This window comes from Streptomyces sp. NPDC037126 (assembly GCF_055605965.1).
Genome location: NZ_JBVJTD010000002.1, coordinates 504,180 through 528,861, shown reverse-complemented (window position 1 = coordinate 528,861; position 24,682 = coordinate 504,180). Strand labels below are relative to the sequence as shown.

Here is a 24,682-nt window from a genome sequence, read left to right as displayed (position 1 = left end):
TCCCCAGACCTTCGTACCCAAGGAGTCGATCCACCATGGCGAGCGATGCGCCGACCGTCCACGCATCCGACCTCGACTGGCTGCTGAGCGGCCTCGTGCAGCGTGTTCCGCACACCAGCAGCGCGGTGCTCCTGTCCTGCGACGGACTGGTCAAGTCCGTCCACGGGCTCGACCACGACAGCGCCGACCACATGGCGGCCCTCGCCTCCGGGCTGTACTCACTGGGGCGCAGCGCGGGCGTCCGGTTCGGCGACGGCGGGGACGTCCGTCAGGTCGTCGTCGAACTCGACTCGACCCTGCTGTTCGTCACCACCGCCGGCTCCGGCACCTGCCTCGCCGTGCTCGCCGGCCGCGAGGCCGACGCCGCCGTGCTCGGCTACGAGATGGCGATGCTGGTCAAGAGCGTCCGCCCGTACCTGGTGACCGCCCCCCGTCAGCACACCGTCGAACGCACGGCGACGAGGCCTTGAGCGTGGCCGCAGCCGGTGACGGGCCCTGGCTGGACGACGCGGCGGGACGGCTGGTGCGCCCGTTCACGGTCAGCAACGGCCGCACCAAACCCAGCGTCGCCCTCGACCTGATCTCCCAGGTGATGGCCACCGGGGTCACCCCGCTCGGCTACCTGGGCCCCGAGCACGCCCAGGCGCTCGACCTGTGCCGGGCGCCCGTGTCGGTGGCGGAGGTCGCCGCGCACCTGAAACTGCCCGCGGTGGTCACCAAGGTCCTGCTGGCGGACCTGGTCGACTGCGGGGCGCTGACCACCAAGCCCCCCGCGTTCCACCACACACCCACTGACCGGTCCCTGCTGGAGGCAGTGCTCGATGGACTACGACGACAGCTCTGATCCGTTCCCCACCGCGCTCAAGATCCTGGTGGCGGGCGGGTTCGGGGTCGGCAAGACGACCTTCGTGGGCGCGGTCAGCGAGATCGCCCCGCTCAGCACGGAGGAGCTGCTCACCACGGTCGGCGCGGCGACGGACAGCCTCGAAGGCGTCGAGAACAAGATGGAGACCACGGTCGCCATGGACTTCGGCCGGATCACCCTCGATCCGGAACACGTGCTGTACCTGTTCGGCACGCCCGGGCAGGAGCGGTTCTGGTTCATGTGGGACGAGCTGTCCGAGGGCGCGCTCGGCGCGGTGATCCTCGCCGACACCCGCCGGCTGCAGGACTGCTTCGCCGCCGTGGACTTCTTCGAGGAACGCGGGCTCGCCTTCATCGTCGCCGTCAACGAGTTCGACGGCTCCTACCGCTACGACCCCGAGGAGGTGCGCTCCGCCATCGACCTCGACCCGGAGATCCCGGTGGTGCGCTGCGACGCCCGTATCTCCAGCTCGGGGGTGCAGACCCTGCTCACCCTCGTACGCCACCTCCTGGCCCACGCCCCGGCGCCCGCGCCGAGCCATGGCGCCCACATGTGACCCCGCCCTACCGCCCACGGAGCCCCTGCATGAGGTACGCCCACAGCCACGGAGTCCGGTCATGAGCTACGAGCCGCCCCGGCCGGTCCGGGGCCTGCTGCTCACCCCCGAGGACAAGGAGGCCCCCGCCCGGGTGCACCGGCTGCGCGGACTCGGGCTGGTGGACCGTCCCGACCCCGCGCTCGACGCCTTCGCGGACCATCTCGCCCGGCTCACCGGCGCGCCCTACGCCATGGTCAACTTCATCGGCGAGGAACACCAGTTCTTCGCGGGCCTGTGCGTCCCGGCCGTCCCGCCGGTGCTGCGGGAGGACGGCAGCAGACCGGAGTTCGGCCGGGTCCTCCCGCGCGCGCACGGGTTCTGCCCCCATGTCGTGGTCCGCCGCAAGGCCCTGGTCCTGGAGGACGTCCGCGACTACCCGCGGTTCGCCGGCAACCCCGTCGTCGACGAGTACGGCATCCGGTCCTACCTCGGCGCCCCGCTCATCGACAGCTCCGGCATGGCGCTCGGCACCGTGTGCGCCTGCGACACCGCGCCGCGCGTCTGGGGGAGGGAGGGCCTGGAGACGATCAAGGCGCTGGCCGCCGACCTCGTCGTACGCATCGAACGCAGTGCGCGGGACGGTCTGCCCCTGTGATCCGGGGGGTGTGAAGGAAAGCTGAGGCGCCGGTTAAGAAAAGATCGATGGACCCCGGCCCGCGCGTACGGCAGATTGCGGAGTGATTCCACCCCTCTGACCCGGTGCGAGCGCCTTGTGTCTGCCCGCGGTCGGGCCTACCCACAGGAGAGCCGCAAGCGTGAAGGCGCTGGTCAAGGAGAAGGCGGAGCCCGGGCTCTGGCTGACGGACGTCCCGGAGCCCGAGATCGGTCCCGGCGACGTGATGATCAAGGTCATGCGGACCGGTATCTGCGGCACCGACCTGCACATCCGGGCCTGGGACGGCTGGGCGCAGCAGGCCATCCGCACCCCGCTCGTCGTCGGGCACGAGTTCGTCGGACAGGTCGTCGAGACCGGCCGGGACGTGACCGACATCCGCATCGGCGACCGGGTCAGCGGCGAGGGCCATCTGGTGTGCGGCAAGTGCCGCAACTGCCTAGCCGGCCGCCGCCACCTGTGCCGCGCCACCGTCGGCCTCGGCGTCGGCCGCGACGGTGCCTTCGCGGAGTACGTGGCCCTGCCCGCGTCCAACGTGTGGGTGCACCGCATCCCGGTCGACCTCGACGTCGCCGCGATCTTCGACCCGTTCGGCAACGCCGTGCACACCGCGCTGTCCTTCCCGCTGGTCGGCGAGGACGTGCTGATCACCGGCGCAGGACCGATCGGCCTGATGGCCGCCGCGGTGGCCCGGCACGCGGGCGCCCGCAACGTCGCCATCACCGACGTCAGCGAGGAGCGCCTGGAGCTGGCCCGCAAGCTCGGCGTGAGCCTCGCCCTGAACGTCGCCGAGACCTCCATCGCCGAGGGGCAGCGGGAGCTGGGGCTGCGCGAGGGCTTCGACATCGGTCTGGAGATGTCCGGGCGCGGCGAGGCCATGCGGGACATGATCGCCAACATGACCCACGGCGGCCGGATCGCCATGCTCGGCCTGCCCGCGCAGGAGTTCCCGGTCGACTGGGCCCGCGTCGTCACCTCGATGATCACCATCAAGGGCATCTACGGCCGTGAGATGTTCGAGACCTGGTACGCGATGTCGGTGCTGCTCGAGGCCGGTCTGGACCTCGCCCCCGTGATCACCGGCCGGTACGGCTACCGCGACTTCGAGGCCGCCTTCGACGATGCGGCGAGCGGCCGCGGCGGCAAGGTCATCCTCGACTGGACCGCGTAACCCCCCTCGCCCGCAAGCACCTTCAGGAGTCACCCTCATGTTCGAGACCGTCCGCGACGACCTGCGCGTCACGCTCGACGAGATCCGCGCCGCCGGCCTGCACAAGCCCGAGCGGGTCATCGACACCCCGCAGTCCGCGACCGTCAACGTCTCCGCCGGCGGCCGCCCCGGCGAGGTCCTCAACTTCTGCGCCAACAACTACCTCGGCCTCGCCGACCACCCCGAGGTGATCGCCGCCGCCCACCAGGCCCTGGACCGCTGGGGCTACGGCATGGCCTCCGTCCGCTTCATCTGCGGCACCCAGGAGGTGCACAAGGAGCTGGAGGCGCGCCTCGCGGGCTTCCTGGGCCAGGAGGACACGATCCTGTACTCCTCCTGCTTCGACGCCAACGGAGGTGTCTTCGAAACCCTCCTCGGCGAGGAGGACGCGGTGATCTCCGACGCCCTCAACCACGCCTCCATCATCGACGGCATCCGGCTCTCCAAGGCCCGCCGCTACCGCTATGCCAACCGTGACCTCGCGGACCTGGAGGCGAAGCTCAAGGAGGCGTCCGGGGCGCGGCGCCGGCTGGTCGTCACCGACGGCGTGTTCTCCATGGACGGCTACGTGGCCCCGCTGCGCGAGATCTGCGACCTCGCCGACCGCTACGACGCCATGGTCATGGTCGACGACTCGCACGCCGTCGGCTTCGTCGGCCCCACCGGGCGCGGTACGCCCGAGCTGCACGGCGTCATGGACCGTGTCGACATCATCACCGGCACCCTCGGCAAGGCCCTCGGCGGTGCCTCCGGCGGCTATGTCGCGGCCCGCGCCGAGATCGTCGCCCTGCTGCGCCAGCGCTCGCGCCCGTACCTGTTCTCCAACACGCTGGCCCCGGTGATCGCCGCCGCCTCCCTGAAGGTCCTCGACCTGCTGGAGGCCGCCGACGACCTGCGCGTCCGGCTCAACGAGAACACCGCGCTCTTCCGTCGCCGGATGACCGAGGAGGGCTTCGACATCCTCCCCGGCGACCACGCCATCGCGCCCGTCATGATCGGCGACGCGGCGAAGGCGGCCCGCATGGCCGAACTGCTGCTGGAGCGGGGCGTGTACGTGATCGGCTTCTCGTACCCGGTCGTGCCGCAGGGCCAGGCCCGCATCCGCGTCCAGCTGTCCGCGGCGCACTCCACGGCGGACGTCGACCGCGCCGTCGACGCCTTCGTCGCGGCGCGCGCCGAGCTGGAGGCCTGACCAGGGCGGACGTCTTGCGATAATTGACCGCATGATCGAGGCACGGCGGCTCCACATCCTCCGTGCGGTGGCGGACCACCGCACGGTGACCGCGGCAGCCGCTGCGCTCTACCTCACCCCCTCGGCGGTCTCGCAGCAGCTGACGGCCCTGGAGCAGGAGACCGGCCACCGCCTGGTCGAGCGCGGTGCCAAGGGCGTGCGGCTCACCCCGGCCGGCGAGATCCTGCTCGGCCACACCAACGCGGTCCTCGCCCAGCTGGAGCGCGCCGAGGCCGAGCTGGCGGCCTACGGCTCGGGCGAGGCCGGCACGGTCACCGTGGCGGCCTTCGCGACCGGCATCGCCCAGGTGGTGGCCCCCGCCGTGGCCCGCCTCGCCGCCGCCGCGCCCGGCATACGGATCCGGGTCCAGGACGCCGAGGGCGACGCCAGCCTGCCGATGGTGCTGGACCGGCAGGTGGACGTGGCCGTGGCCGTCGAGTACCGGGGCGCACCGTCCGCCGACGACCCGCGGCTGACCCACGTGCCCCTCTACGCGGAGCCCTTCGACGCCGTCGTACCCGTCGGCCACCGCCTCGCGGACGCGGCGGAGGTCCCGCTCGCCGAGCTGGCCAAGGACCCGTGGATCGGCCCGTACCCGGGCAACCCCTGCCACGACGTGGTCGTCCTGGCCTGCGAGAGCGCCGGCTACCAGCCACGCCTCGAACACTCCTCCGACGACTTCCGTGCGGTCGTCGCGCTCGCCTCGGCCGACGCGGGCGTGGCGCTCGTGCCCCGCTCCGCCCTGCGCGGGATGGACCTCACGGGTGTGGTCGTACGACCGGTCGACGGGGTGGCTCCCACCCGCCGGGTGTTCGCCGCGGTACGGCGCGGGGCCGAGGGACACCCGCTGATCCGGCCGGTGCTCCGGGCGCTGGGCGAGGCGGCGCAGGCGTGAGCACTCCCGTTCCCGGCTACGAGGTAGGCCCCGCGGGGGAGTTGCGGCCGACGACCCTCTGGTACGAGCGGCTGGATCCGGCCGCCGGGTGACTGTCAGTGGCAGGAGCTACGGTGCGTTGCATGCCCGACGCAGAAGACGTACGCCGTATCGCCCTGTCCCTGCCGGACACCACGGAGAAGACCGCCTGGAGCATGCCCACGTTCCGGGTCGCGGGGAAGATGTTCGCGACCCTGCCCGAGGACGAGACGTCCATCGCCGTGCGCTGCCCGAAGGAGGAGCGGGACGAACTGGTGCTGGCCGAGCCGGGGAAGTTCTGGATCGCCGGCCATGAAGCCCAGTTCGCCTGGGTGAGGGCGAGACTCGCCGCGCTGGAGGACGAGGACGAACTGCGGGACATCCTCGCCGACTCCTGGCGCCAGGCCGCCCCGCCGGCACTCCTCGACGCCCACCCCGAGCTGAGGCTGCCGCCCGCCCACTGAAAACCCCGATGGGCGCGGGCGCGGCGTGCCATGATCCCCCGCGGCGGCCGCGGTGCGGGCACACCGCGGGGCCGGTGCCGGGAGCGCCGGGGGCGGACGGGGACAGGGAGGGGAACCGCGATCACCGGAACGGCCTCACGGCGGGGCGGAGTCGTCCGGGGGGTACGGCGGAGCGTGGCCGGCGTCCCGGCGGTCTGGTCACGGGACTTCGCGCTGTTCTTCGTGGCCCGGGCCGCCGCCCGGCTCGGCGACACCATGCTGCCCGTGGCGCTCGCCGCCGGGCTGCTGGAGCACGGGTACGGCGCGGGCGCGGTCGGCCTCGCCATGGCGTCCACGGCCGCGGCCTTCGCCGGCCTCGTCGTCCTCGGCGGCGTCATCGCCGACCGGTTCAGCACACGGAAGCTGATGATCGGCGCCGACCTCGTCCGGCTCGGCACCCAGTCCCTCGCCGCGGGCCTCTTCTTCACCGGGCACGTGGTGCTGTGGCAGATCTGCGCCATCGGCTTCGCCGGGAGTGGCGAGCACCGTGCCCCGGCTCGCCGCCGACGGCCACGTCCTGCTGATCGCGGCGGTGGCCGGCGTCGCCGTGGCCGCGACCCTGCTCGCCGTCCCCCCCCGGATACGCGACCTGATCCGCGCCGAGCCGAGCGGCCCCGCGCGCTGAGGGACGGCGCGCAGGCACCCCGGGGGCCGGGCCCCACGCACGGGCCGTCGTGGGCGCGGGTCTCGCGAAGGGCATGCGCACGGCCTCACGCGCCGGGGTGCGTCCGCCGTCCCGTGTCCAGGAACCCGCTGATCCGTTCCCGCAGGCTGTGCGCGTCCAGGCCGTGGGCGGCGACGTGTTCCTCGATCGTGCCGTAGCGGCGCAGTTCGCGGCGGCCGACGCCGAGTCCGAGCACCCGGTGCGGCACGTCCAGGAGCGCCTCGGCCACCGCGCCCGTCGACGTCCCGGCCAGATACGGCTCGACCAGCACCACGTCGGTGCCCGCAGCCCCGGTGGCCCGGCGCAGCCCCGCCGCGTCGAAGGGCCGCACGGTCGTCGCGTACAGCACGGTCACGTCCAGCCCCTCGGTCGCGGCGAGCACCTCGTCGAGCAGCGGGCCCACCGCCACGACCACACCGGCGCGCCCCTCCCGGACGGTCACGAAGTGCTCGCCGTCGATCGCCCGCCCCTGCCGGTTCGACTGCACCGACAGCCGTACGTAGACCTTGTCGTCGCCCGCGGCGACCGCGCGGCGCAGCAGGGTCTCGGCCTCGTCGGGATGCCCCGGCACATGCACGGTCCAGCCGTCCAGGGTGTCGAGCAGCGCCACATCGCCCGGGGCCATGTGCGTGTAGCCACCGGCCGGCCAGTCGAAGGACGCGGCCGCGCTGACCAGCACCGCCCCCGTGTCCTGGTGCCCGAGGTCCAGCTTGACCTGCTCGAACGCCCGCTCCACGAGAAAGCTGGCGAAGGTGTGCACGACCGGCCGCAGCCCGGTGAGCGCCAGCCCCGCCCCCGCCCCGACCAGGAGCTGCTCGCGGATGCCGACGTTGATCACCCGGTTCGGGTGCCGGGCCGTGGCTTCCCTGAAGGCGTCCTTGCCGATCTCGGCGAGGACCACGGCGACACGCGGGTCCTCGTCCAGGAGCCGGGAGACGACGGGGGCGAAACGGTCACGCATGGTGTCCATGGAGGTGATGCCCTTTCCGGAGCGGGGAGGTCAGGCGTTCTTCGGCTCGACACGGGCCACGACCACGTGCGGCCGGCCCGGATGGGGCGCGGTGAACGCGTCGTACAGGGCCTTGTGGTCGCGCCCGTCGACGGTCGTCGCGGACCAGCCCGCGGCCTCGAACCGGGCGGCGATCCCGCCGGGCCGGGCATGGCTGGCGGAGGAGTTGTCCACCACGACGGTGTGCAGCCGCTCCAGTCCGGCGGGCCCGGCGAAGGCGATCGCCTCGTGGTTGCTGCCCTCGTCCAGCTCGGCGTCCCCGATCAGCACCCAGACGGCCGGCCCGTGCAGGCCCTGGGCGCGCAGGCCCAGCGCGGTCCCGACGCCGATCGGCAGCCCGTGCCCCAGCGACCCGCTGCCGATCTCGGCCCCCGGCACCAGCACGCGGTCCGGGTGGTGGCCGAGCGGGGAGTCGTACCCGCCGAAGCCGGGCAGCCACTCCACCGGCAGGAACCCCTTCGCGGCCAGCACCGCGTAGTAGGCCATGGGCCCGTGCCCCTTGCTCAGCAGGAACCGGTCCCGGCCCGGGTCGTCCAGCCGTCGTGGCGTCACCCGGAGCACCCGGTCGTAGAGCACCCACAGCACGTCGAGCGTGGAGGTGGCCGCCGGGCCGTGTTTCTCGTCGCCGGTCATCAGGCCCATCAGCCGGGGCAGGTCGGCGTGGCCGTACGTGCGGTGCTCGTCCGCTGTGATCGTCATGTGGAAGAGCGTGCAACCTCAACCAAGCTTGAGGTCAACCCGGAAAGGGATGCGCGATCACCGAGCCGAGTGCGGTATTGTTTCCCTGCGCGTTCGGCCGGGGAAATCCCAGGTCAAACGGCATCGGGACGTGGCGCAGCTTGGTAGCGCACTTGACTGGGGGTCAAGGGGTCGCAGGTTCAAATCCTGTCGTCCCGACTTGCGGCGACGCAGGTCAGGGGTCGTGTCGGAGCAGTCCGGTACGGCCCTTCGATCATTTCCGGACGATTCCGCGACAGGCCCCGGATCGGGCGTGACGACCCGCCGACCGGGTGAATGGGTACCGGCCAAACGGTTGAAAAGCCATAACTCGGATGTTTCCCCCTGCGTTTCACCAGATGCGGGTGAGTGCCCGCGCTTATGTCTGGAAGGCAGGGAACCTATGAATCGGGTTACCCGAAACGGTGTGATCGCGTTCGCGGCCGCCTCGGGCGCGATGGCTGTGGCGGGTCCGGTGTTCGCCGACTCCGCGGCGAACGGTGCCGCGGCCGGTTCGCCAGGGCTGATCTCCGGAAACACGGTGCAGCTGCCGGTGCACGTCCCGGTGAACCTGTGCGGGGACACCGTGAACGTGGTCGGACTCCTCAATCCCGCCATGGGTAACGGCTGTGCCAACGCCGGCGGCGGTGCCGCCCAGAGCGGCGGATCGGTGACGCACGGCGGGGCCACGGCCACCGGTGTCACGCACGACTCGCCGGGCGTCGTCTCCGGGAACGGCATCCAGCTGCCGGTGCACGTCCCGGTGAACATCAGCGGCAACTCCGCGAACGTCGTGGGCATCGGCAACCCCGTTTTCGGCGACCAGTCCGTGAACACCGACGTCCCCACGACCACCCCGCCGCGGGTCACTCCGCCGCCGCGGGTGACGCCGCCGGTCCGGTCCGAGCCGCCGGCCCCGGCGCGGCACGTCCCGCCCGCGCGCCCGGCGCCGACGCCGGTCTCCTCGTCGACCATGCAGCCCCCGGCTGCGACGGGCACGCTCGCGCACACCGGTACGGACGGCACCCTGCTCGCCGCCGCCACGGGCGCGGTGTCGCTGATCGGCGGGACCGCGCTGTACCGGCGCTTCCGCGGGGACTCGGCGCGCCGCAAGTCCTGATTCCGGTGCACGGCGGGAGGGTCTTGCCGGGCGCGTCCCGATGAGGCCCTCCCGCGGACGCACCGACGGCCCGGCACCCGGGAACCCTCCCGGTGCCGGGCCGTCGTGTGCCGTCAGGCGGCCGGCTCGGTGTCCCGCCGGGTCACCGCGAGGAACGCCACGAAGGCGACGATCGCCACGGTCCAGGACAGGGTGACCGGGCCCAGCCCCCAGTCGAGGCCGCCGCGCCTGCCCGGCACGGCCATCCAGTCGGCGAGGGAGGCGCCGAGCGGGCGGGTGATGACGTAGGCGGACCAGAAGGCGGTCACCGGGCCGAGGGCGCCGGCGCGGTGGGCGACGGCCGGGACGGCGATGGCCACCGCGAAGAGGACCACCGAGCCGAGGTAGCCGAGGCCGACGGTCGCGGTGAGGTCGCCCGCGGCGGTGCCCAGGGCGAAGGTGGCGAGGACGGCCGCCCAGTAGAAGCACTCGCGGCGGCGGGTGCGGATGGTGTGGATCGACAGGGTCCGCTCGCTCGCGTACCAGAGGGCGAAGACGGCCGCCAGGGCGATGAGGAAGAGCGGGGTGGACAGGGTGTACGGCACGCCGAGGCCGACGTGGAGCACGTCCGCGGCCATGGTGCCGAACACGCTGACCATGACGATCGCCGTCCAGTAGATCCAGGCCACGTACCGGCGGACGGCCAGCTGGAGCACGAGCGCGGCGACGAGCGCGAGACCGCCGAGGCCGACCGCGGGGATCGGGCCGAACACATGGGCCAGGAAGTCGGAGGCGGTCTCGCCCATGCCGGTGGTCAGGACCTTGATGATCCAGAAGTAGACGGTGACCTCCGGCACCTTGTTCGCGCTCTCGCGTATGCGCGCGCGTGCGAGGCCGCTCGGCCGGCGGTCGAGGACGTGCTCTGTGCTCATGGACCGAACCCTCGCACGGCCGACCGCACCGCCCCCAGCCCCCTTTGCCATTGCTTTGGGGCTTCTGGTGCAGGTGTTGCCCCGGGCCGCCGTGAACCTGAACGCAACCTGAAAGCCCCGGGGAAATCCCTGGTCGGTGGCCTGACCGGCCTGGTAGACAGGTCCGTCAGGCCGCCGGACTCAGAAGGCCAGGCCCACGTGGGCGAGCGCCTGCTTCAGCAGCGCCCCGTGCCCGCCCGGCATCTCCCCCTGCACGGCCGCGGAGGCCGCCTCCTGCGGGCTGAACCACACCAGGTCCAGCGCGTCCTGGCGCGGCCGGCAGTCGCCGGTCACCGGCACGACATAGGCCAGGGACACCGCGTGCTGGCGCGGGTCGTGGTACGGGGTGACCCCGGCCGTCGGGAAGTACTCGGCGACCGTGAACGGCTGCAGGGAGGCGGGGATGCGGGGCAGGGCCACCGGGCCGAGGTCCTTCTCCAGGTGGCGCAGCAGCGCGTCGCGGACCCGCTCGTGGTGCAGCACCCGCCCGGAGACCAGGGTCCGGCTGACCGTTCCGTCCGGGCCGATGCGCAACAGCAGTCCGATGCTGGTGACTTCGCCGCTGTCGTCCACGCGCACGGGCACGGCCTCGACGTACAGGATCGGCATCCGGGCCCTGGCCATTTCCAGCTCGTCCGTGGTCAGCCAGCCGGGCGTGGTCTCGGTCATGTCAGACATTGCTTGATCATACTTTCCGGGTGGGGCGTCCGCGGGGATCGCGGACAGGTTCGGATACGGGTGGTCCGTACAGGCGGCGGGCGTTGTCGCGGCCCGTCCAGGCCGCGATCCGCAGGGCGTCGGGCAGGCTCAGCTCGTCGGCGTCCACACGGCTCTGCAGGAGAGCGGCGAGCCCCTGCCGGAAGCACAGGGCGCCCAGGTGGTGGAATTCGGCCACCCCGTAGGCGTCGGAGCTGTACAGCAGTTTCCGGTAGGGGGTGATCTCCAGGGCCTCCTCCAGCACGGTCCGGGCGCGGGCCGGGCCGGTGTAGTGCAGGGCCAGTCCCACGTCCAGGTACACGTGCTCGAACACCGCGGCCAGATAGGCGGCTTGGCGCTGGTACGGCCAGCAGTGCAGCAGCAGGACCGGGATCGTGCCGGCCGTGCGGTGCAGCCAGTCGGTGAGCAGCGCGGGGTCGGCCCGGTGCAGCCGTACGTCCGCGTCGCCGAAGCCGGTGTGCAGCTGCAGGGGCAGGCCCAGGCCGACGGCGGTCCACAGCAGGTGCCGGACCAGGACCGGGTCCGTAAGGCGTCCGCCCCCGGCGAGCCAGCGGGCGGCCGCCGCGGTCACCTCGGTGTCCGTCGGCGGCCCCGGGTCGAGCGCGAACCCGGTGCGGTAGGCGGCCACCGACTTCACCGCCACCACGCCCGGCCTCCGTACGGCCTTCTCGGCGGCCGCGCGGAAGGCGGCCGCGTACTCGTCCGCCTCCATGCCCCGCGCAACCACCGACTCGGCCACCTGTTCGAGTCGTACGACCTCGTAGGCGGCGGCTCCCGCACTGCGGGCCAGGCCGGCGGGGGAGGTGACCGGGTGCGGGGCGTAGCCGGTGTCCACGCAGAACGTCTCGGCTCCCGCGGCGGTCAGGAAGCGGCGGTTGACCTCCTGCCAGCCGAGGGCCCCGCGCCGGGCCAGGTAGTCGCCGGGCGGCGCGTGCCGGGGGAGGTCGAGCAGGGGCGCGCAGTGGCGGCGTAGGGCGGTGCCGACCGGGCTGTCGAAGGGCGACACACCGGGCCAGGCCTCGCCCTCGGTGATCAGCGACTCGAACTGCCCGGGGGCGAGGTCCGCCGTCACCGCGCCGTGGCAGTGGTGGTCCACCAGCGGCAGCGCGGCGAGGGCCTCGTGGACCGGTCCGGGGGACGCCATGCTCTCAGTACTTCCACCGGTAGGCCGCCGCAACCCCCGCGTCGTCCAGTCCGTCGGCCGCGGCCGCCTCGCCGAGCCGCACGGCGGTCACCGCGTCCGCGAGGACCGGGCCGAGCGCGTCGCGCAGCACCGCGTCGGCGCGGAACTCCTCCACCGCCCGCGGCAGCGAGACCGGCAGCCGACGCACGCCGAGGGCCGCCGCCTCGTCCATGCCGTAGCGGGCCGGGTCGCCGGTGATCTCCTCGGGCAGCGGGCGGGCCGACGTCAGGCCGTCGAGTCCGGCGGCGATCAGGCAGCCGAGCGCCAGGTACGGGTTGGCGGCCAGGTCGACCGGTTTCACCTCCATGTTGGCGTCCTGGTCCCGGCGGCCCGCCGTACCGGTGACCATCCGCAGCGCCGCCTCCCGGGTCTCGCGGCCCCACGCGGTGAACACCCCCGCCCACCGGGAGGGTTTGAGCCGCAGGTAGCTGGCGGGGCTCGGCGCGGTGACCGCCGTCAGCGCGGGCAGGTGGGCGAGCACCCCGGCCGCGAAGGACTCCGCTTCGGGGGTCATGCCGTGGCGGAGCCCGCCGCCCGCGTGCAGGTTCACCCCGTCACGCCAGCAGGACAGGTGCACATGACCGCCGTTGCCGACGCCCTCGGCGGACACCGCGGGCGAGAACGACACCCGCAGCCCGTGCCGCTGCGCGACCGCCCTGACCGTCTGGCGCACCAGCACGCTGCGGTCGGCCGCCGCCACCGGGTCCAGCGCGCCCACCGAGACCTCGAACTGCCCGGCCGCGTACTCGGGATGGAGCTGGTCGACGTCCACGTCCTGCGCGGCGAGGGCGGCCAGCAGGTCGGCGGTGTAGTCGCTCAGCTCGACCTGCCGGATCGCGCCGTACGCCGGTCCGGAGACCGCCGGCACGAACTCCCCGGCGGGCGCCGAGCCGAGACCGACCGCCCACTCGATCTCGATGGCCGTCCGGAACGCGAGGCCGTGCCGTTCGGCCGCGCCGGCGACGGTCCGGCGCAGGAAGGTCCGGGCGCAGCCGGGATGCCGGGCGCCCTCCTGGGTGATCCGGTCCACCGGCGCCCAGGCCCAGCCGGGCTGCCCGGCCAGCGCCACCAGCCGGTCGAGGTCCGGGTAGAGCCGGAGGTCGCCGTCGGGGGAGCCGAGGACGTCGGTGGTGACGATCGAGTCGTCGGCGAGGAAGGTGTCGAACACCGGTGACATCCCGACGCCCCAGGACACGGCCGCCTCCAGCCGGGCCGTCGGGATCGTCTTGACCCGGCCGACACCCGCCGTGTCGACGTAGGCCAGCACGATGCCGCGCTCATCCCGCGCGGCCAGCTCGGCGGTGAGCGCGGCGACCCGGCGCAGATCGCCGGGGCGGCCGCCGGGTACGGGGTCGGCGAGGGTGGTCATACGTCCTCCTGGCCGGGCTCCGCCCGGCGCTCGGGGTCAGGGCTTCACGGCCACCGCGCCGAACTGCGGCACCGGGGCGGCGGACGCGGACTCGGCGCGCCACTGCGAGCAGGGCACCAGGCCGGGCTCGACCAGGTCGAGCCCGGCGAGGAAGGAGGCGATCTCCTCCCTGCCGCGGGCGGTGATCGGCGGGGTGGCGTTGGCGTTCCAGAACTCCATCGCCGCGACGTTGCCCTCGCCGCCGGCCTCGGCGTCGAAGGTGGGGTGGGTGAGCACCAGGTGGCTGCCGGAGGGCACCGCCGCCACGAGCCGCCGCACGATGTCCCGGGCCTCCTCGGTGTCCAGGACGAAGTTGAGGATGCCCAGCATCATCACCGCGACCGGCCGGTCCAGGTCCAGGGTCTCGGCGGCGCGCTGCACGATGGCCTCCGGATCGTGCACGTCGGCGTCGACGTAGTCCGTGACGCCCTGTGCGGAGCTGGTGAGCAGGGAACGGGCGTGCACGAGCACGATCGGGTCGTTGTCCACGTACACGACCCGTGACTCCGGGGCGAGCCGCTGCGCGATCTCGTGGGTGTTCTCCACGGTCGGCAGGCCCGTGCCCACGTCCAGGAACTGCCGTGTCCCGCGCTCGGTGGTCAGGAACCGCACCGTCCGCGCGAGGAAGGCCCGGTCCGCGCGGGCCACCGCACGGATCACCGGGAACATCCCGGCGACGTGCTCACCGACCCGCTGGTCCACCTCGTAGTTGTCCTTGCCGCCGAGCCAGTAGTTCCACACCCGGGCGTTGTGCGCCACGGACGTGCTGAGCCTCGCCGGTCCGGCCGTCGCCGAGTCGCCGTCGGTCACGTCGCCGCCCTTCCCACGTGCGGTTGCCGCCGTCATTGTGCCGCCCGCCGATCGCGCTGTCCCGGCAGGCGCACACCGCGGGCGGTTCGGGGCGCGTCCGGGTCGTTCCGGGGCATGAGGAACACTGGTGACCTACCCCGTCGCCGACCGGAAGCAGCACATGTCCGCCACGCCCACGCCCCTGCTCGACGCCCCCCGCCCGCCGGCCGGCCCCGCGGACATCCGGCTCGTCGTCACCGACATGGACGGCACGCTGCTGGACGACGCCAAGCGGATACCGGACGGCCTGTGGCCGATGCTCGCCGAACTGCGCCGGCGCGGGGTCCTGTTCAGCCCGGCCAGCGGCCGCCAGTACGCCACCCTGGCGCGGCAGTTCGCGGACGTCGCCGAGGGCATGGTGTTCATCGCCGAGAACGGCACGTACGTGGTCCGTGACGGGGCGGAACTGAGCTCCGACCCGCTGGAGCGGTCCGTGGCGGCCGGGGTCGCCCGGACGGTACGGCGGCTGGTCGCGGACGGCGGCGACGCGGGCGCCGTGGTGTGCGGCAAGCGGGCGGCGTACGTCGAGCGCACCGACGAGGCGTTCCTGGCGGAGGTGCGCAAGTACTACGTCGAGCACCGGATCGTCGAGGACGTCACCGCCGTGGACGACGAGCCGATCAAGGTGGCGGTCTTCGACTTCGGGACCGCCGAGCACTCCACCGCCCCGGCCCTCGCCCCGTTCGCCGGCACGCACCAGGTCGTCGTCTCCGGCGAGCACTGGGTGGACGTCATGAACCGCACCGCGAACAAGGGCACCGCCCTGCGCGGACTGCAGCGGGCGCTCGGCATCACCCCCGCGCAGACCATGGTGTTCGGTGACTACCTCAACGACCTGGAGATGCTCGACGCGGCCGAGTGGTCCTTCGCCATGGCCAACGCCCACCCGGAGGTCGTACGGCGGGCCCGCCACCTGGCCCCGTCCAACAACGACAACGGGGTGCTGCGAACCGTCGCCCGCGTCCTCGGCCTGTAGCGCGGCCGGCGCCGAAAAGGAGTTGTGGGGGCCGCGCGGGCCCCGTTACGGTCGGCGCCCATCCGGCGATCACGCTCCCTCGAACCACGCCGCAGAACGGGAGCGAGCCCGCGCACGGCAGCGCGGAGCCACGGAGGGGCGGCAGTCGATTCGGCATGCCCTTCCGGAGGTATCACCATGAAGATCGGTCTCGGACTTCCCGTCGACGACCCGGCCCTGCTGTTCACGTGGGCCCGGCGCGCCGACGCCGGCCCGTTCAGCACGCTCGCGCTGCTGGACCGGCTCGTGTTCGACAACCCCGAGCCCCTCGTCACCCTCGCGGCGCTCGCCGGCGCCACCTCGCGCATCCGTCTGCAGACCGAGGTGCTGATCGCGCCCGTCCACCGTACGGCGCTCCTCGCCAAGCAGACCGCGACCCTCGACCGGCTGTCCGGCGGCCGCTTCACGCTCGGCGTCGGCGTCGGCGGCCGGGAGGACGACAGCCTCGCCGCCGGCGTCGGCCATCGCCGCCGGGGCCGCCGCCTCGACGAACAGCTGACCCTGCTGCGCCGGACCTGGTCCGGCGAGCCGTACGGCGAGGGCGTCGGTCCCGTCGGGCCGGCGCCCGCGACGCCCGGCGGCCCGGAGGTGCTGTTCGGCGGCTTCGCCCCGGCGGCGATCGAGCGGGTCGGCCGGTTCGGCGACGGCTTCATCGGGGCCGCGCTGCCGCCCGCGGCGATGGACGGCAGGTTCCGCGACGTCGAGGCGGTCTGGGCGAAGCACGACCGCCCCGGCGCGCCGCGCCTGGTGGCACAGGTGAACGCCGTCCTCGGCCCCGAGGCTACGGTGGGGCAGGCCCGGCGCAACATCGCCGCGTACTACGCCTTCACCGGCCACGCGTCGTACATGGCCGACGGGCTGCTCACCACCCCGGGGGCGGTCCGCGGGGCGGTCGACGCCTTCTTCGGCATCGGCGCCGACGAGGTCGTGCTCTACTGCTGGTCCTCGGACGCGGACCAGCCCGACCGGTTCGCCGACGTGCTGTTCTGACGTCCCGCGCGGTGGGTCAGCGGGCGGACTTGCGGCCCACCGCGCCGTAGAGCGAGACCGGCCGGTCGCCGACCGCCGGGGTGTCCTCGCCCCGCCAGTCGGCGACCGGCACGACGCCCGGCGGGAGCAGGTCGAGTCCCTTGAAGAAGGCGGCCACCTCGTCCCGGGAGCGGGCCACCAGGGTCACCCCGCCCGCCGCGTAGGCGGCGATGCCCCGGTGCACGTTCTCCGGTTCGAAGTCGGCGGTCATCATCGACAGCACCAGGCAGCTGCCCGGCGCCAGCGCCTCCACGAGGGTGGACACCACGTCGTGGGCGCCGTCCGCGTCGGCGACGAAGTGCAGCAGGGCGATCAGGGAGAGGGCCACCGGACGGTCGAAGTCCAGCACCCGGCCCGCCCGTTCGAGGATGGCGCGCGGGTCGCGGGCGTCGGCCTGCGCGTACTCCGTCACGCCCTCGTGCGTGCCGCGCAGCAGCGCGCTGGCGTGGGCCAGCACGATCGGGTCGTTGTCGACGTAGACCACCCGCGCGTCGGGCGTCACCGACTGGGCGATCTGGTGCAGGTTGGGCTCGGTCGGTATGCCCGTGCCGATGTCCAGGAACTGGCGGATGCCGTCCTCGGCGAGCGCGCGCGTGGCCCGGCGCATGAACGCCCGGTTGGCGCGCGCGGCCCGGGCCGCGCCGTCGTCGATGGCCGTGATCCGCCGGCCGAGTTCCTCGTCGACGGGGTAGTTGTCCTTGCCGCCGAGGAACCAGTCGTACACCCGGGCCGGATGGGGCCGGGTCGTGTCGATGCGGTGTGCGGCCGGCTCGGTCCCCGTCACGTGTGCTGCTCCTCGGCTCCGCCGGCCCCGGCGGTCGCCCGGGGCCGTGCGAGCAGCAGTCTGACACGGTCAGCCGGCGCGGCGCAGACAGTCTTCGGCCACCTCTTCGTCCAACGCCGCGCGCACCAACGCGGCTGCCAGGACCGCCGGTTCGGTGTCCCTGGCCAGCTCCGTCAGCTTCTCGGGGTCCTTCGGCAGGCCGAGCCGCCCGGCCCCGGACAGCGCCTTGCCGTCCAGATAGGGGGCGAGTTCCGGCCATACCCGCTGCGCCTCGCGCAGGAAGATGTCGGCGCCGGCCGGGCCCACACCCGGCTCCTCCTGGAGCAGCCGGGCGAGTTCACCGGCGTCGCCGTGCGCCTCCTCGTGCAGCCGGCGCAGATCGCCGCCCCACCGCTCGGTCAACAGCTCGGCTCCGTCGCCCAGTTGGGTGGCCGTCCGCTCGTCGTAGCGCCGGTAGCCGCCCCGGCCGAGGGCGTCGACCCGCTGCTGCCACTCGGCCCCGGCCATGCGGCGGGGGCTGTCCAGGCGGTCCTCGTGCAGGGCCCGCGAGGCGGCGACCGCGACCGAGGCCCGGATCCGGGCGCTGAGCAGCAGGGACAGCACGAGCAGCCGGTACAGCGGCTGCGGGGTGTCCTTCAGGCGGATGCCCGCCTCCTCGGCGTACGTCCGCCCGTACCCGGACACCAGCTCGTGGACGATCCGCTCGTCGCGGTTCATGGTTCCTCCCAGGCCCTAGGTGTATTGCCCGGTGAGGTTGGGGACGCGGCTGGCGGGTGGGAGTGGGCGCGGGCCGTCGCGACCACCTCGTCCAGCTGGAGGTGGATCTACCGGAACCGCGGGCCCACGATGTTCCAGTGCGCCTGCTTCCCGATCAGTGACAGGCCGAGCAGATCCACCAGGGTGTCCTGTAGGGCCGTCCCCGTGACACCGAGTGCCTCGTCGGGCAGCGAACTCTGCACCACGGTCATGGCGTGTGCGTCCCCTTTCATGCGGTTCGTCGGATCTGGTCCGAAGGGGCGGGTGCCCAGCGTCCGGGGTGCAAAACGGGCCTGATCAGCGGGGCAGTACCCGGCCCAGGAAGCGGAGCACCTCGGCGAGGACGTCCTCGGCGACCGTCTCGTGGAACACCTCGTGCCGCGCCCCCGGGTAGATCCGCTCGGTCAGCGCGCCGCCGCTCAGCCGCTCCACCCCGATCCGGCTCCCGGGCAGCGGCACCAGGCGGTCGTCGTCCCCGTGCAGCCACAGCACGGGCAGCGCGCCCACGTCGCCGCCGTCGGCGACGGTCCGCAGGGTGCGGGCGAAGGCCCCCAGCGTCGGGCGCTTCATCGGCCCGTGCCAGACCAGCGGATCGGCGGCGTACGCGGCGCCCACCGCGGGGTCGCGGGAGAGCGCGGACGGACTGACCGGGGTGTCCGGGATCTCCTCAAGGGCGAGCAGTCGGCCCGGCAGCTCCCAGGTGCCGATCACCGGCCCGGAAAGGATCAGCGCGCTCAGCTCGCCGCCGTGGCGCTGGGCGTAGCGGGCCGCGATCAGCCCGCCCATGGAGTGGCCGACGAGGACGAGCGGCAGGCCGGGGTGTGCGGCCCTGGCCAGTTCGGCCACCGTGTGCACGTCGGTGACCACGTCCTCGAAGTCCTCGATCAGCACGCGCTCGCCGGCCGAGCGCCCGTGCCCCATGTGGTCGGGCGCGTACACGGCGGCCCCGTGCCCGGTGAGCGCCGCGGCGAGCCCGGCGTAGCGGCCCGCGTGCTCGCCGTACCCGTGCACCAGCAGGGCCAGGTGCCGCGGCGAGGGGTGCGGCCACACGCGGACGGCGATGTCGCCGCGGGTGCCGGTCAGGACGTGCTCGCGGACGTGGGGCATCTCTCCTCCAGGTGCCTCGGTGAAGGTCCCGGAAGATCTTCCCAGGGGGCCGCCCTGCGGTCTATAGTCCAAAACTAGCACTGCTAATTAAGTGGTGTCTCGGTCCGTGCTGATCCACAGCGTCGTAGGTCAGGAGTCCAAGCCGTGCGTCCCGTCCACTTCGCGGCCGCCCGCCGCACCCCCATCGGCAAGCTGCGCGGAGCCCTGTCCCCGGTGCGCCCCGACGACCTCGCGGCGACCGTGATCCGCCACCTGGTGGCCGACGTGCCCGCGCTCGACCCCGCCCGGATCGACGACGTCTACTGGGGCGCCGCCAACCAGGCCGGCGAGGACAACCGCAACGTCGCCCGCATGGCCGCCCTGCTCGCCGGGCTGCCCGAGTCCGTGCCCGGTGCCACCGTCAACCGCCTGTGCGCCTCGGGCCTGGAGGCCGTCACCACCGCCGCCCGTACGATCGCCGCGGGCGAGGCCGACATCGTGCTCGCCGGCGGCTCCGAGTCCATGAGCCGCGCCCCCTTCGTCCTGCCCCGCCCCGACGAGGCCCTGCCGCATCGCATCGAGACCCACGACACCCGCCTCGGCTGGCGCCTGGTCAACCCCGCCATGAAGGACCTGCACGGGCTGCTGTCCATGGGCGAGACCGCCGAGGAGGTCGCCGAGCGGTACGGCATCTCCCGTGAGCGCCAGGACGAGTTCGCGCTGCGCAGCCACCGGCTCGCCGCCACGGCACGCAAGAACGGCCACTTCGACCACGAACTCCTGCCCGTGGAACGCCCCGACGGCGTCGTGGTCGAGCAGGACGAGTGCGTCCGCGAGGACACCTCGCTGGAGAAGCTGTCCCGCCTCAAGCCGGTCTTCCGCGCGGGCGGCACGGTCACGGCGGGCAACGCCTCGCCGATGAACGACGGCGCCGCAGGACTGCTCCTCGTCAGCGAGGAGGCCCTGAACGAGCTGGGCCTGGAGTCCCTCGGCCGGTACGTGGCGGGCGCCTCCGCGGGCGTCCACCCCGACGTCATGGGCGTCGGCCCGGTCCCCGCCACCCGCAAGGCGCTCGCCCGGGCCGGCTGGGAGATCGGCGACCTCCAGGAGGCCGAGTTCAACGAGGCGTTCGCCGCACAGGCCCTCGCCTGCGTCGACCAGCTGGGCATCGACCCCGACCTGGTGAACCCGACCGGCGGCGCCATCGCCCTCGGCCACCCCCTCGGCTGCTCGGGCGCCCGCATCCTGACCACCCTGCTGCACCGCATGCGGCGCACGGGCGCGGAGCGCGGGCTCGCCACGATGTGCGTGGGAGTGGGGCAGGGGAGCGCGGTGCTGGTCGAGAGGCACTGACGCATCCCCGACCGGGGCTCCCCGCCGGGGGACCGAGGTACACCAGCCGCAGCAAGGAAACGGAGCAGCACTCCATGGCAACCCTGTCCGTCGCCGCCATCCTCGCCGAGAACGCCCGCCGCCGCCCCGACAAGACGGCTCTAGTCGAGGGGGACCTGCGCCTCACGTTCGCCGAGGTGTGGCGCAGGGCGCTGGCCCGGGCGGGCGCGCTCACCGGCCTCGGCGCCCGACCGGGCGACCGGGTCGCCCTGATGGCCCCCAACACCGCCGAGTTCCCGGTGGCCTACTACGCCGTCGCCGCGGCCGGCGGAGTCGTCGTCCCCGTGCACCTGCTGCTGTCGGCCGGGGAGGTCGAGCACGTTCTGCGGGACAGCGGTGCGACCCTGCTGCTGGTCCACCCGGCGCAGGCGGAGACAGGCCGGGCCGCCGCGGACGCCCTGGGGGTCCGGGTGGTCACCCTGGGCGAGGAGTTCGACCGGCTCGCGGCCGGGGCCGAGCCGCTGCCGTCCTACGTGACCCGGAGCGCCGACGACCCGGCCGTGGTCTTCTACACCAGCGGCACCACCGGGGTCCCCAAGGGCGCCGTGCTCAGCCACTTCAACCTGGTGATGAACGCGACCGTCAACGCCTTCGACGCCAACGACATCCGCGCCGACGACGTCGCCCTGGGCGCGCTGCCCCTGTTCCACGCCTTCGGTCAGACCGTCTCGCTCAACTCCACCTGGCGGGCGGGCGCCACGCTCGTGCTGCTGCCCCGCTTCGACGCGGCCCGGGCGATCGAGCTGATGGTCAAGGAGGGCGTCAACACCTTCCACGGCGTGCCCACCATGTTCGTGGCGCTCGCGGCGGCCGCCGCGGACGCCGGCACGCTGCCCGGACTGCGCGTGTGCGTCTCGGGCGGAGCCTCGCTCCCCGTCGCCGTGCTGGAGCGGTTCGAGGCCGCGTTCGGCGCGCGGATCCACGAGGGCTACGGGCTGTCCGAGACCTCGCCCACGGCCACCGTCAACCAGCCCGTGTTCGGCACCAGGGCCGGCACCATCGGCCACCCGCTGTGGGGCATCGACGTGGAGATCGCGCGCGCCGAGGTGGAGGGCCGCATCGAACTGCTGCCGACCGGCGAGCTCGGCGAGGTCGTCATCCGCGGCCACAACGTCTTCTCCGGCTACCTCGGCCGCCCGGAGGCCACCGCCGAGGCCCTGGTCGACGGCTGGTTCCGCACCGGCGACCTCGGCACCAAGGACGAGGACGGCTTCCTGCGGATCGTCGACCGCAAGAAGGACGTCATCATCCGCGGCGGCTACAACGTCTATCCGCGCGAGGTCGAGGAGGTCCTGATGCGGCACCCCGGGGTCGCCCAGGTCGCCGTCATCGGCCTCCCCGACGAGCTGCACGGCGAGGAGGTGTGCGCGGTCGTCGTACCGGCGCAGGGGGCCTCCGGCGACGCCTCGGCGATCACCGACTGGTGCAAGGAGAACCTCGGCCGGCACAAGTACCCGCGGCGCGTGGAGTTCGCGGACGCGCTGCCGCTCGGACCGAGCATGAAGGTGCTCAAGCGGGAGCTGCGGGCGCGGTACGCCGACCGGGCGTAGCGGGCGGCGGAGATCACCTGGCGAGACGGTCCTTACGCCGCAGGCATGTCCGGACATAGCATCGGTCCCCGCATGAACACGATCACGCTCTGGCACATGTCCGGCTGGGAGTTCGCCGCGCTCGCCTTCGCGGCCCTGCTCGTCGGCTTCTCCAAAACCGCGGTGAGCGGGGCCAACACGGTCAGCCTCGCGATCTTCGCGGCGGTGCTGCCCGCCCGCGCCTCCACCGGCGTGCTGCTGCCCGTCCTGATCGCCGGCGACGTGCTCGCCGTGCTCACCTACCGGCGGCACGCCCACTGGCCCACGCTGTGGCGGCTGTTCCCGGCCGTCGCGGCCGGAGTGGTGGCCGGCACCCTGTTCCTGATGTGGGCCGACGACGGGGCCGTGCGGACCTCGATCGGCGCGATCCTGCTGCTGATGGCCGGCGTCACCCTGTGGCGCCGGCGCCGGGAGTCCCGCGGCACCGCGGACGTGCCGGACCCGCCGGACGTGCCGGACCCGCCGGACGTGCCGGACCCGCCGGACGCGGTGACGAGCCGGGCCGGCCGGATGAAGGCCCGGTCCTACGGCGTGCTCGGCGGGTTCACGACGATGGTCGCCAACGCGGGCGGCCCGGTGATGTCCCTGTACCTGCTGTCCGCGGGATTCCGGAAGCTGGGCTTCCTGGGCACGTCGGCGTTCTTCTTCCTGATCGTGAACGTCTCCAAGGTGCCGTTCAGCGCGGGCCTCGGCCTGATCGACGGCCGCTCCCTGCTCCTCGACGCCGCGCTCGCGGTGTTCGTCGTGCCCGGTGCGTTGTTCGGCAAGTGGGCTGTGAACAGGATCAACCAGCGGCTCTTCGAACAACTCGTGATCGCGGCGACGATCGTGGGCGGAGTGCAACTGCTACTGCGCTAGGCCCAGCAGCGCCGGGAGGTCCGCGAAGGAGTCCACGACGTGGTGCGGGGTGCCGCTCGCGGACTCCAGGGTCTTCCGCTGGAACTTCCCCGTCCGCACCAGGACCCCGGTGAGCCCGGCCCGCTGCGCGGCCAGCACGTCCGACTCGACGTCGTCGCCGACCATCAGCGCCTGTCCGGCGCCCGCCCCCAGCCGGGCGAGGGCCGTCTCGAAGAAGGCCGGGGACGGCTTGCCCGTGACCTCCGCCTCGACCTGCGCGGCCTGTTCGAGGCCCGCCAGGAAGGCCCCCGCGTCCAGCTGCAGACCGGCCTCGGTCCGCCAGTACAGGTTGCGGTGCATGGCGACCAGCCGCGCACCCCGCTGGAGACACGCGAAGGCCCGGTTGAGCGCCGCGTAGCCGAACTCCGGCCCGGCACCGCCGAGGACGACCACCTCGGGGTCGTCCTCGACCAGGGTGACGTCACCCAGGTCCGCCGCGACGCCCCCGCTGTTGAGCAGCAGACAGCGCACACCCGGGCCCCGCTCGGCGAGACGGGCGGCGGTGACGGCGGGGGCGGTGAGGACCTCGTCGGGGGACACCTCGAAACCGGCCTCAGCCAGCGTCCGCGCGATCGACGCCCGGGTCCGGGACGTCGTGTTGGTCACCAGGGCCACCCCGAGGCCGGCCGTGCGGATCGCGCGCAGCGCACCCACCGCACCCGGCAGCGGCTTCCAGGAGACGGTGAGGACACCGTCGATGTCGATCAGGACGGCTCGCACCGACACCAGGGACTCCATGGCCCGACGGTAGCGGCCCGGGCGGCGGATCGGCCCCCGCCACCTCGTACGCTCACCCCATGTCCCCGCACGTCCTCGTCCTCGGCGGCACCACCGAGGCCCAGCGCCTCGCCGCCGGCCTCGCCGCACACCCCGGCCTCCGGGTGACCACCTCCCTGGCCGGCCGCACCGCCCGGCCGCGGGCGGTGGCCGGCGAAACCCGGACCGGCGGGTTCGGCGGCCCCGAGGGCCTCGCCGACTGGCTCCGGGCACACCGCGTGGACGCCCTGGTCGACGCCACCCACCCGTTCGCCGAGTCGATCACCGCCAACGCGGCCCGGGCGGCGGCGGCCACCGGGACCCCGGCCGTCGTCCTGCGGCGCCCGGGCTGGCAGCCGGGCCCGGCCGACCACTGGTACGACGTGCCGTCCCTGACCGGGGCCGCGAAGGCCCTGCCCGACCTCGGACGGCGGGTGTTCCTCACCACAGGGCGCCTGGGCCTCGCCGCCTTCGCCCATCTGACGGACCTGCACTTCGTCGTCCGGTCGGTCGACCCGCCCGGGCCCCCGCTGCCCCCGCGCACCGAAGTGGTCCTGGCACGCGGCCCGTTCACCGTCGACGGCGAGAAGGAGCTGTTGCTCGCCCACCGGATCGAGGTCCTGGTCACCAAGGACAGCGGGGGCGAGGCGACGGCCGCGAAGCTCACGGCGGCACGGGAACTCGGGCTGCCCGTCGTCGTCGTACGCCGGCCCCCGCTGCCCTCGGGCGTGACGGCGGTGCCCGACGTGGCGGGCGTACTGCGCTGGCTGGGCCTCGGCCCCGAGTGACGGGGCCCGAGCCGAACCGCGTGATCCGCGTGGTCGGGCC

26 protein-coding genes, 1 tRNA gene and 2 pseudogenes are annotated in these 24,682 nt (G+C 73.5%); 17 read left to right on the top strand and 12 right to left on the bottom strand.

The features are described 5' to 3' along the window. Positions 1-35 precede the first annotated feature (35 nt). From ACZ7FF_RS07410 to ACZ7FF_RS07370, 9 genes and pseudogenes are all read left to right on the top strand, one after another. The gene (locus ACZ7FF_RS07410) at positions 36-470 is read left to right on the top strand and encodes a roadblock/LC7 domain-containing protein (protein ID WP_470810242.1); all 435 of its coding nucleotides are present in this window, start codon (positions 36-38) and stop codon (positions 468-470) included. Positions 471-472: 2 nt separating this feature from the next. Next, positions 473-844, top strand: coding sequence for a DUF742 domain-containing protein (locus tag ACZ7FF_RS07405; protein ID WP_470810241.1), 372 nt, complete (start codon positions 473-475; stop codon positions 842-844). Next, positions 822-1,421, top strand: a complete 600-nt coding sequence (locus tag ACZ7FF_RS07400) for a GTP-binding protein (protein WP_470810240.1) — start codon at positions 822-824, stop codon at positions 1,419-1,421. Before ACZ7FF_RS07405 ends, ACZ7FF_RS07400 begins: the two co-directional genes overlap by 23 nt. Before the next feature lie 61 nt (positions 1,422-1,482). After that, positions 1,483-2,058 carry a GAF domain-containing protein gene (locus ACZ7FF_RS07395; RefSeq protein ID WP_470810239.1) on the top strand — a complete coding sequence of 192 codons (576 nt, stop codon included), beginning with the start codon at positions 1,483-1,485 and terminating at the stop codon, positions 2,056-2,058. A 160-nt stretch (positions 2,059-2,218) separates the two neighbouring features. After that, positions 2,219-3,247 carry an L-threonine 3-dehydrogenase gene (gene tdh, locus ACZ7FF_RS07390; RefSeq protein ID WP_470810238.1) on the top strand — a complete coding sequence of 343 codons (1,029 nt, stop codon included), beginning with the start codon at positions 2,219-2,221 and terminating at the stop codon, positions 3,245-3,247. Between the two features lie 37 nt (positions 3,248-3,284). Continuing rightward, entirely contained in the window at positions 3,285-4,478 is a 1,194-nt protein-coding gene (locus ACZ7FF_RS07385; RefSeq protein WP_470810234.1) for a glycine C-acetyltransferase, read from the top strand. Between the two features lie 31 nt (positions 4,479-4,509). After that, a complete protein-coding gene (locus ACZ7FF_RS07380; RefSeq protein WP_470810232.1) occupies positions 4,510-5,412 on the top strand; it encodes a LysR family transcriptional regulator in 903 nt (300 codons plus the stop codon). A gap of 122 nt (positions 5,413-5,534) precedes the next feature. Further along, positions 5,535-5,894 carry an MmcQ/YjbR family DNA-binding protein gene (locus tag ACZ7FF_RS07375; RefSeq protein ID WP_470810231.1) on the top strand — a complete coding sequence of 120 codons (360 nt, stop codon included), beginning with the start codon at positions 5,535-5,537 and terminating at the stop codon, positions 5,892-5,894. Positions 5,895-6,014: 120 nt separating this feature from the next. Further along, positions 6,015-6,498: pseudogene (locus ACZ7FF_RS07370) on the top strand (MFS transporter); the annotation flags it as partial. 145 nt (positions 6,499-6,643) lie between these two features. Here the strand turns inward: ACZ7FF_RS07370 and ACZ7FF_RS07365 are convergent. Beyond that, a complete protein-coding gene (locus ACZ7FF_RS07365) occupies positions 6,644-7,567 on the bottom strand; it encodes a transketolase family protein (protein ID WP_470810229.1) in 924 nt (307 codons plus the stop codon). Between the two features lie 30 nt (positions 7,568-7,597). After that, positions 7,598-8,305 carry a transketolase gene (locus tag ACZ7FF_RS07360; protein WP_470810228.1) on the bottom strand — a complete coding sequence of 236 codons (708 nt, stop codon included), beginning with the start codon at positions 8,303-8,305 and terminating at the stop codon, positions 7,598-7,600. Positions 8,306-8,429: 124 nt separating this feature from the next. Here ACZ7FF_RS07360 and ACZ7FF_RS07355 point away from each other — a divergent pair. After that, positions 8,430-8,503, top strand: a tRNA-Pro gene (locus ACZ7FF_RS07355). A gap of 247 nt (positions 8,504-8,750) precedes the next feature. Next, entirely contained in the window at positions 8,751-9,443 is a 693-nt protein-coding gene (locus tag ACZ7FF_RS07350) for a chaplin (RefSeq protein ID WP_470810226.1), read from the top strand. Between the two features lie 113 nt (positions 9,444-9,556). Here the strand turns inward: ACZ7FF_RS07350 and ACZ7FF_RS07345 are convergent, their stop codons facing one another. The 5 genes from ACZ7FF_RS07345 to ACZ7FF_RS07325 all read right to left on the bottom strand — a co-directional run bounded on the left by ACZ7FF_RS07345 (position 9,557) and on the right by ACZ7FF_RS07325 (position 14,547). Next, a complete protein-coding gene (locus ACZ7FF_RS07345; protein ID WP_470810225.1) occupies positions 9,557-10,354 on the bottom strand; it encodes a COG4705 family protein in 798 nt (265 codons plus the stop codon). Between the two features lie 180 nt (positions 10,355-10,534). Continuing rightward, positions 10,535-11,062: an NUDIX hydrolase family protein gene (locus ACZ7FF_RS07340; RefSeq protein ID WP_470810598.1), complete on the bottom strand. Its 528-nt coding sequence runs from the start codon at positions 11,060-11,062 to the stop codon at positions 10,535-10,537. 16 nt (positions 11,063-11,078) lie between these two features. Beyond that, positions 11,079-12,254, bottom strand: a complete 1,176-nt coding sequence (locus ACZ7FF_RS07335) for an amidohydrolase family protein (protein WP_470810223.1) — start codon at positions 12,252-12,254, stop codon at positions 11,079-11,081. 4 nt (positions 12,255-12,258) lie between these two features. After that, positions 12,259-13,662, bottom strand: a complete 1,404-nt coding sequence (locus ACZ7FF_RS07330; RefSeq protein ID WP_470810222.1) for a type I glutamate--ammonia ligase — start codon at positions 13,660-13,662, stop codon at positions 12,259-12,261. A gap of 36 nt (positions 13,663-13,698) precedes the next feature. Further along, complete coding sequence (locus tag ACZ7FF_RS07325) at positions 13,699-14,547, bottom strand: SAM-dependent methyltransferase (RefSeq protein ID WP_470810220.1); 849 nt, start codon at positions 14,545-14,547, stop codon at positions 13,699-13,701. Positions 14,548-14,671: 124 nt separating this feature from the next. On the opposite strand from ACZ7FF_RS07325, the gene ACZ7FF_RS07320 reads away from it, so the two are divergent. Together ACZ7FF_RS07320 and ACZ7FF_RS07315 are read left to right on the top strand one after the other, a co-directional pair. Continuing rightward, entirely contained in the window at positions 14,672-15,526 is an 855-nt protein-coding gene (locus ACZ7FF_RS07320; RefSeq protein ID WP_470810597.1) for a Cof-type HAD-IIB family hydrolase, read from the top strand. Between the two features lie 177 nt (positions 15,527-15,703). Then, entirely contained in the window at positions 15,704-16,555 is an 852-nt protein-coding gene (locus ACZ7FF_RS07315) for an LLM class flavin-dependent oxidoreductase (RefSeq protein WP_470810219.1), read from the top strand. 16 nt (positions 16,556-16,571) lie between these two features. On the opposite strand, the gene ACZ7FF_RS07310 is transcribed toward ACZ7FF_RS07315, so the two are convergent. The 4 genes and pseudogenes from ACZ7FF_RS07310 to ACZ7FF_RS07295 all read right to left on the bottom strand — a co-directional run bounded on the left by ACZ7FF_RS07310 (position 16,572) and on the right by ACZ7FF_RS07295 (position 19,241). Continuing rightward, positions 16,572-17,378 carry an SAM-dependent methyltransferase gene (locus tag ACZ7FF_RS07310; protein WP_470810218.1) on the bottom strand — a complete coding sequence of 269 codons (807 nt, stop codon included), beginning with the start codon at positions 17,376-17,378 and terminating at the stop codon, positions 16,572-16,574. A 69-nt stretch (positions 17,379-17,447) separates the two neighbouring features. Then, positions 17,448-18,095 (bottom strand): endonuclease, encoded by a 648-nt coding sequence (locus ACZ7FF_RS07305; RefSeq protein ID WP_470810216.1) that lies wholly within the window; start codon positions 18,093-18,095, stop codon positions 17,448-17,450. A gap of 17 nt (positions 18,096-18,112) precedes the next feature. Next, positions 18,113-18,346 (bottom strand): annotated as a pseudogene (locus tag ACZ7FF_RS07300) (DNA starvation/stationary phase protection protein); the annotation flags it as partial. Positions 18,347-18,431: 85 nt separating this feature from the next. After that, positions 18,432-19,241: an alpha/beta hydrolase gene (locus tag ACZ7FF_RS07295; RefSeq protein ID WP_470810214.1), complete on the bottom strand. Its 810-nt coding sequence runs from the start codon at positions 19,239-19,241 to the stop codon at positions 18,432-18,434. A gap of 144 nt (positions 19,242-19,385) precedes the next feature. Here ACZ7FF_RS07295 and ACZ7FF_RS07290 point away from each other — a divergent pair, with 144 nt between their 5' ends. From ACZ7FF_RS07290 to ACZ7FF_RS07280, 3 genes are all read left to right on the top strand, one after another. Beyond that, the gene (locus tag ACZ7FF_RS07290) at positions 19,386-20,573 is read left to right on the top strand and encodes a thiolase family protein (RefSeq protein WP_470810213.1); all 1,188 of its coding nucleotides are present in this window, start codon (positions 19,386-19,388) and stop codon (positions 20,571-20,573) included. Between the two features lie 74 nt (positions 20,574-20,647). Further along, positions 20,648-22,162 carry a long-chain-fatty-acid--CoA ligase gene (locus ACZ7FF_RS07285; protein ID WP_470810211.1) on the top strand — a complete coding sequence of 505 codons (1,515 nt, stop codon included), beginning with the start codon at positions 20,648-20,650 and terminating at the stop codon, positions 22,160-22,162. A 72-nt stretch (positions 22,163-22,234) separates the two neighbouring features. After that, entirely contained in the window at positions 22,235-23,059 is an 825-nt protein-coding gene (locus ACZ7FF_RS07280) for a sulfite exporter TauE/SafE family protein (RefSeq protein WP_470810210.1), read from the top strand. Here the strand turns inward: ACZ7FF_RS07280 and ACZ7FF_RS07275 are convergent. After that, the gene (locus tag ACZ7FF_RS07275) at positions 23,048-23,827 is read right to left on the bottom strand and encodes a TIGR01458 family HAD-type hydrolase (RefSeq protein WP_470810596.1); all 780 of its coding nucleotides are present in this window, start codon (positions 23,825-23,827) and stop codon (positions 23,048-23,050) included. The two genes, ACZ7FF_RS07280 and ACZ7FF_RS07275, sit on opposite strands and share 12 nt — an antisense overlap. 68 nt (positions 23,828-23,895) lie before the next feature. On the opposite strand from ACZ7FF_RS07275, the gene ACZ7FF_RS07270 reads away from it, so the two are divergent. Further along, positions 23,896-24,642, top strand: a complete 747-nt coding sequence (locus ACZ7FF_RS07270; RefSeq protein ID WP_470810209.1) for a cobalt-precorrin-6A reductase — start codon at positions 23,896-23,898, stop codon at positions 24,640-24,642. Positions 24,643-24,682 lie beyond the last annotated feature (40 nt).

What these genes read in the sequence shown, in the direction of transcription:
- ACZ7FF_RS07410 (WP_470810242.1), top strand. Translation starts at nt 36, where the DNA reads ATGGCGAGCGATGCGCCGACCGTCCACGCATCCGACCTCGACTGGCTG.
- ACZ7FF_RS07375 (WP_470810231.1), top strand. Translation starts at nt 5,535, where the DNA reads ATGCCCGACGCAGAAGACGTACGCCGTATCGCCCTGTCCCTGCCGGAC.
- ACZ7FF_RS07295 (WP_470810214.1), bottom strand. Translation starts at nt 19,241, where the DNA reads ATGCCCCACGTCCGCGAGCACGTCCTGACCGGCACCCGCGGCGACATC.
- ACZ7FF_RS07385 (WP_470810234.1), top strand. Translation starts at nt 3,285, where the DNA reads ATGTTCGAGACCGTCCGCGACGACCTGCGCGTCACGCTCGACGAGATC.
- ACZ7FF_RS07400 (WP_470810240.1), top strand. Translation starts at nt 822, where the DNA reads ATGGACTACGACGACAGCTCTGATCCGTTCCCCACCGCGCTCAAGATC.
- ACZ7FF_RS07340 (WP_470810598.1), bottom strand. Translation starts at nt 11,062, where the DNA reads ATGACCGAGACCACGCCCGGCTGGCTGACCACGGACGAGCTGGAAATG.
- ACZ7FF_RS07330 (WP_470810222.1), bottom strand. Translation starts at nt 13,662, where the DNA reads ATGACCACCCTCGCCGACCCCGTACCCGGCGGCCGCCCCGGCGATCTG.
- ACZ7FF_RS07320 (WP_470810597.1), top strand. Translation starts at nt 14,672, where the DNA reads ATGTCCGCCACGCCCACGCCCCTGCTCGACGCCCCCCGCCCGCCGGCC.
- ACZ7FF_RS07365 (WP_470810229.1), bottom strand. Translation starts at nt 7,567, where the DNA reads ATGGACACCATGCGTGACCGTTTCGCCCCCGTCGTCTCCCGGCTCCTG.
- ACZ7FF_RS07395 (WP_470810239.1), top strand. Translation starts at nt 1,483, where the DNA reads ATGAGCTACGAGCCGCCCCGGCCGGTCCGGGGCCTGCTGCTCACCCCC.
- ACZ7FF_RS07270 (WP_470810209.1), top strand. Translation starts at nt 23,896, where the DNA reads ATGTCCCCGCACGTCCTCGTCCTCGGCGGCACCACCGAGGCCCAGCGC.
- ACZ7FF_RS07325 (WP_470810220.1), bottom strand. Translation starts at nt 14,547, where the DNA reads ATGACGGCGGCAACCGCACGTGGGAAGGGCGGCGACGTGACCGACGGC.
- ACZ7FF_RS07285 (WP_470810211.1), top strand. Translation starts at nt 20,648, where the DNA reads ATGGCAACCCTGTCCGTCGCCGCCATCCTCGCCGAGAACGCCCGCCGC.
- ACZ7FF_RS07335 (WP_470810223.1), bottom strand. Translation starts at nt 12,254, where the DNA reads ATGGCGTCCCCCGGACCGGTCCACGAGGCCCTCGCCGCGCTGCCGCTG.
- ACZ7FF_RS07305 (WP_470810216.1), bottom strand. Translation starts at nt 18,095, where the DNA reads ATGAACCGCGACGAGCGGATCGTCCACGAGCTGGTGTCCGGGTACGGG.
- ACZ7FF_RS07345 (WP_470810225.1), bottom strand. Translation starts at nt 10,354, where the DNA reads ATGAGCACAGAGCACGTCCTCGACCGCCGGCCGAGCGGCCTCGCACGC.
- ACZ7FF_RS07380 (WP_470810232.1), top strand. Translation starts at nt 4,510, where the DNA reads ATGATCGAGGCACGGCGGCTCCACATCCTCCGTGCGGTGGCGGACCAC.
- ACZ7FF_RS07280 (WP_470810210.1), top strand. Translation starts at nt 22,235, where the DNA reads ATGAACACGATCACGCTCTGGCACATGTCCGGCTGGGAGTTCGCCGCG.
- ACZ7FF_RS07360 (WP_470810228.1), bottom strand. Translation starts at nt 8,305, where the DNA reads ATGACGATCACAGCGGACGAGCACCGCACGTACGGCCACGCCGACCTG.
- ACZ7FF_RS07315 (WP_470810219.1), top strand. Translation starts at nt 15,704, where the DNA reads ATGAAGATCGGTCTCGGACTTCCCGTCGACGACCCGGCCCTGCTGTTC.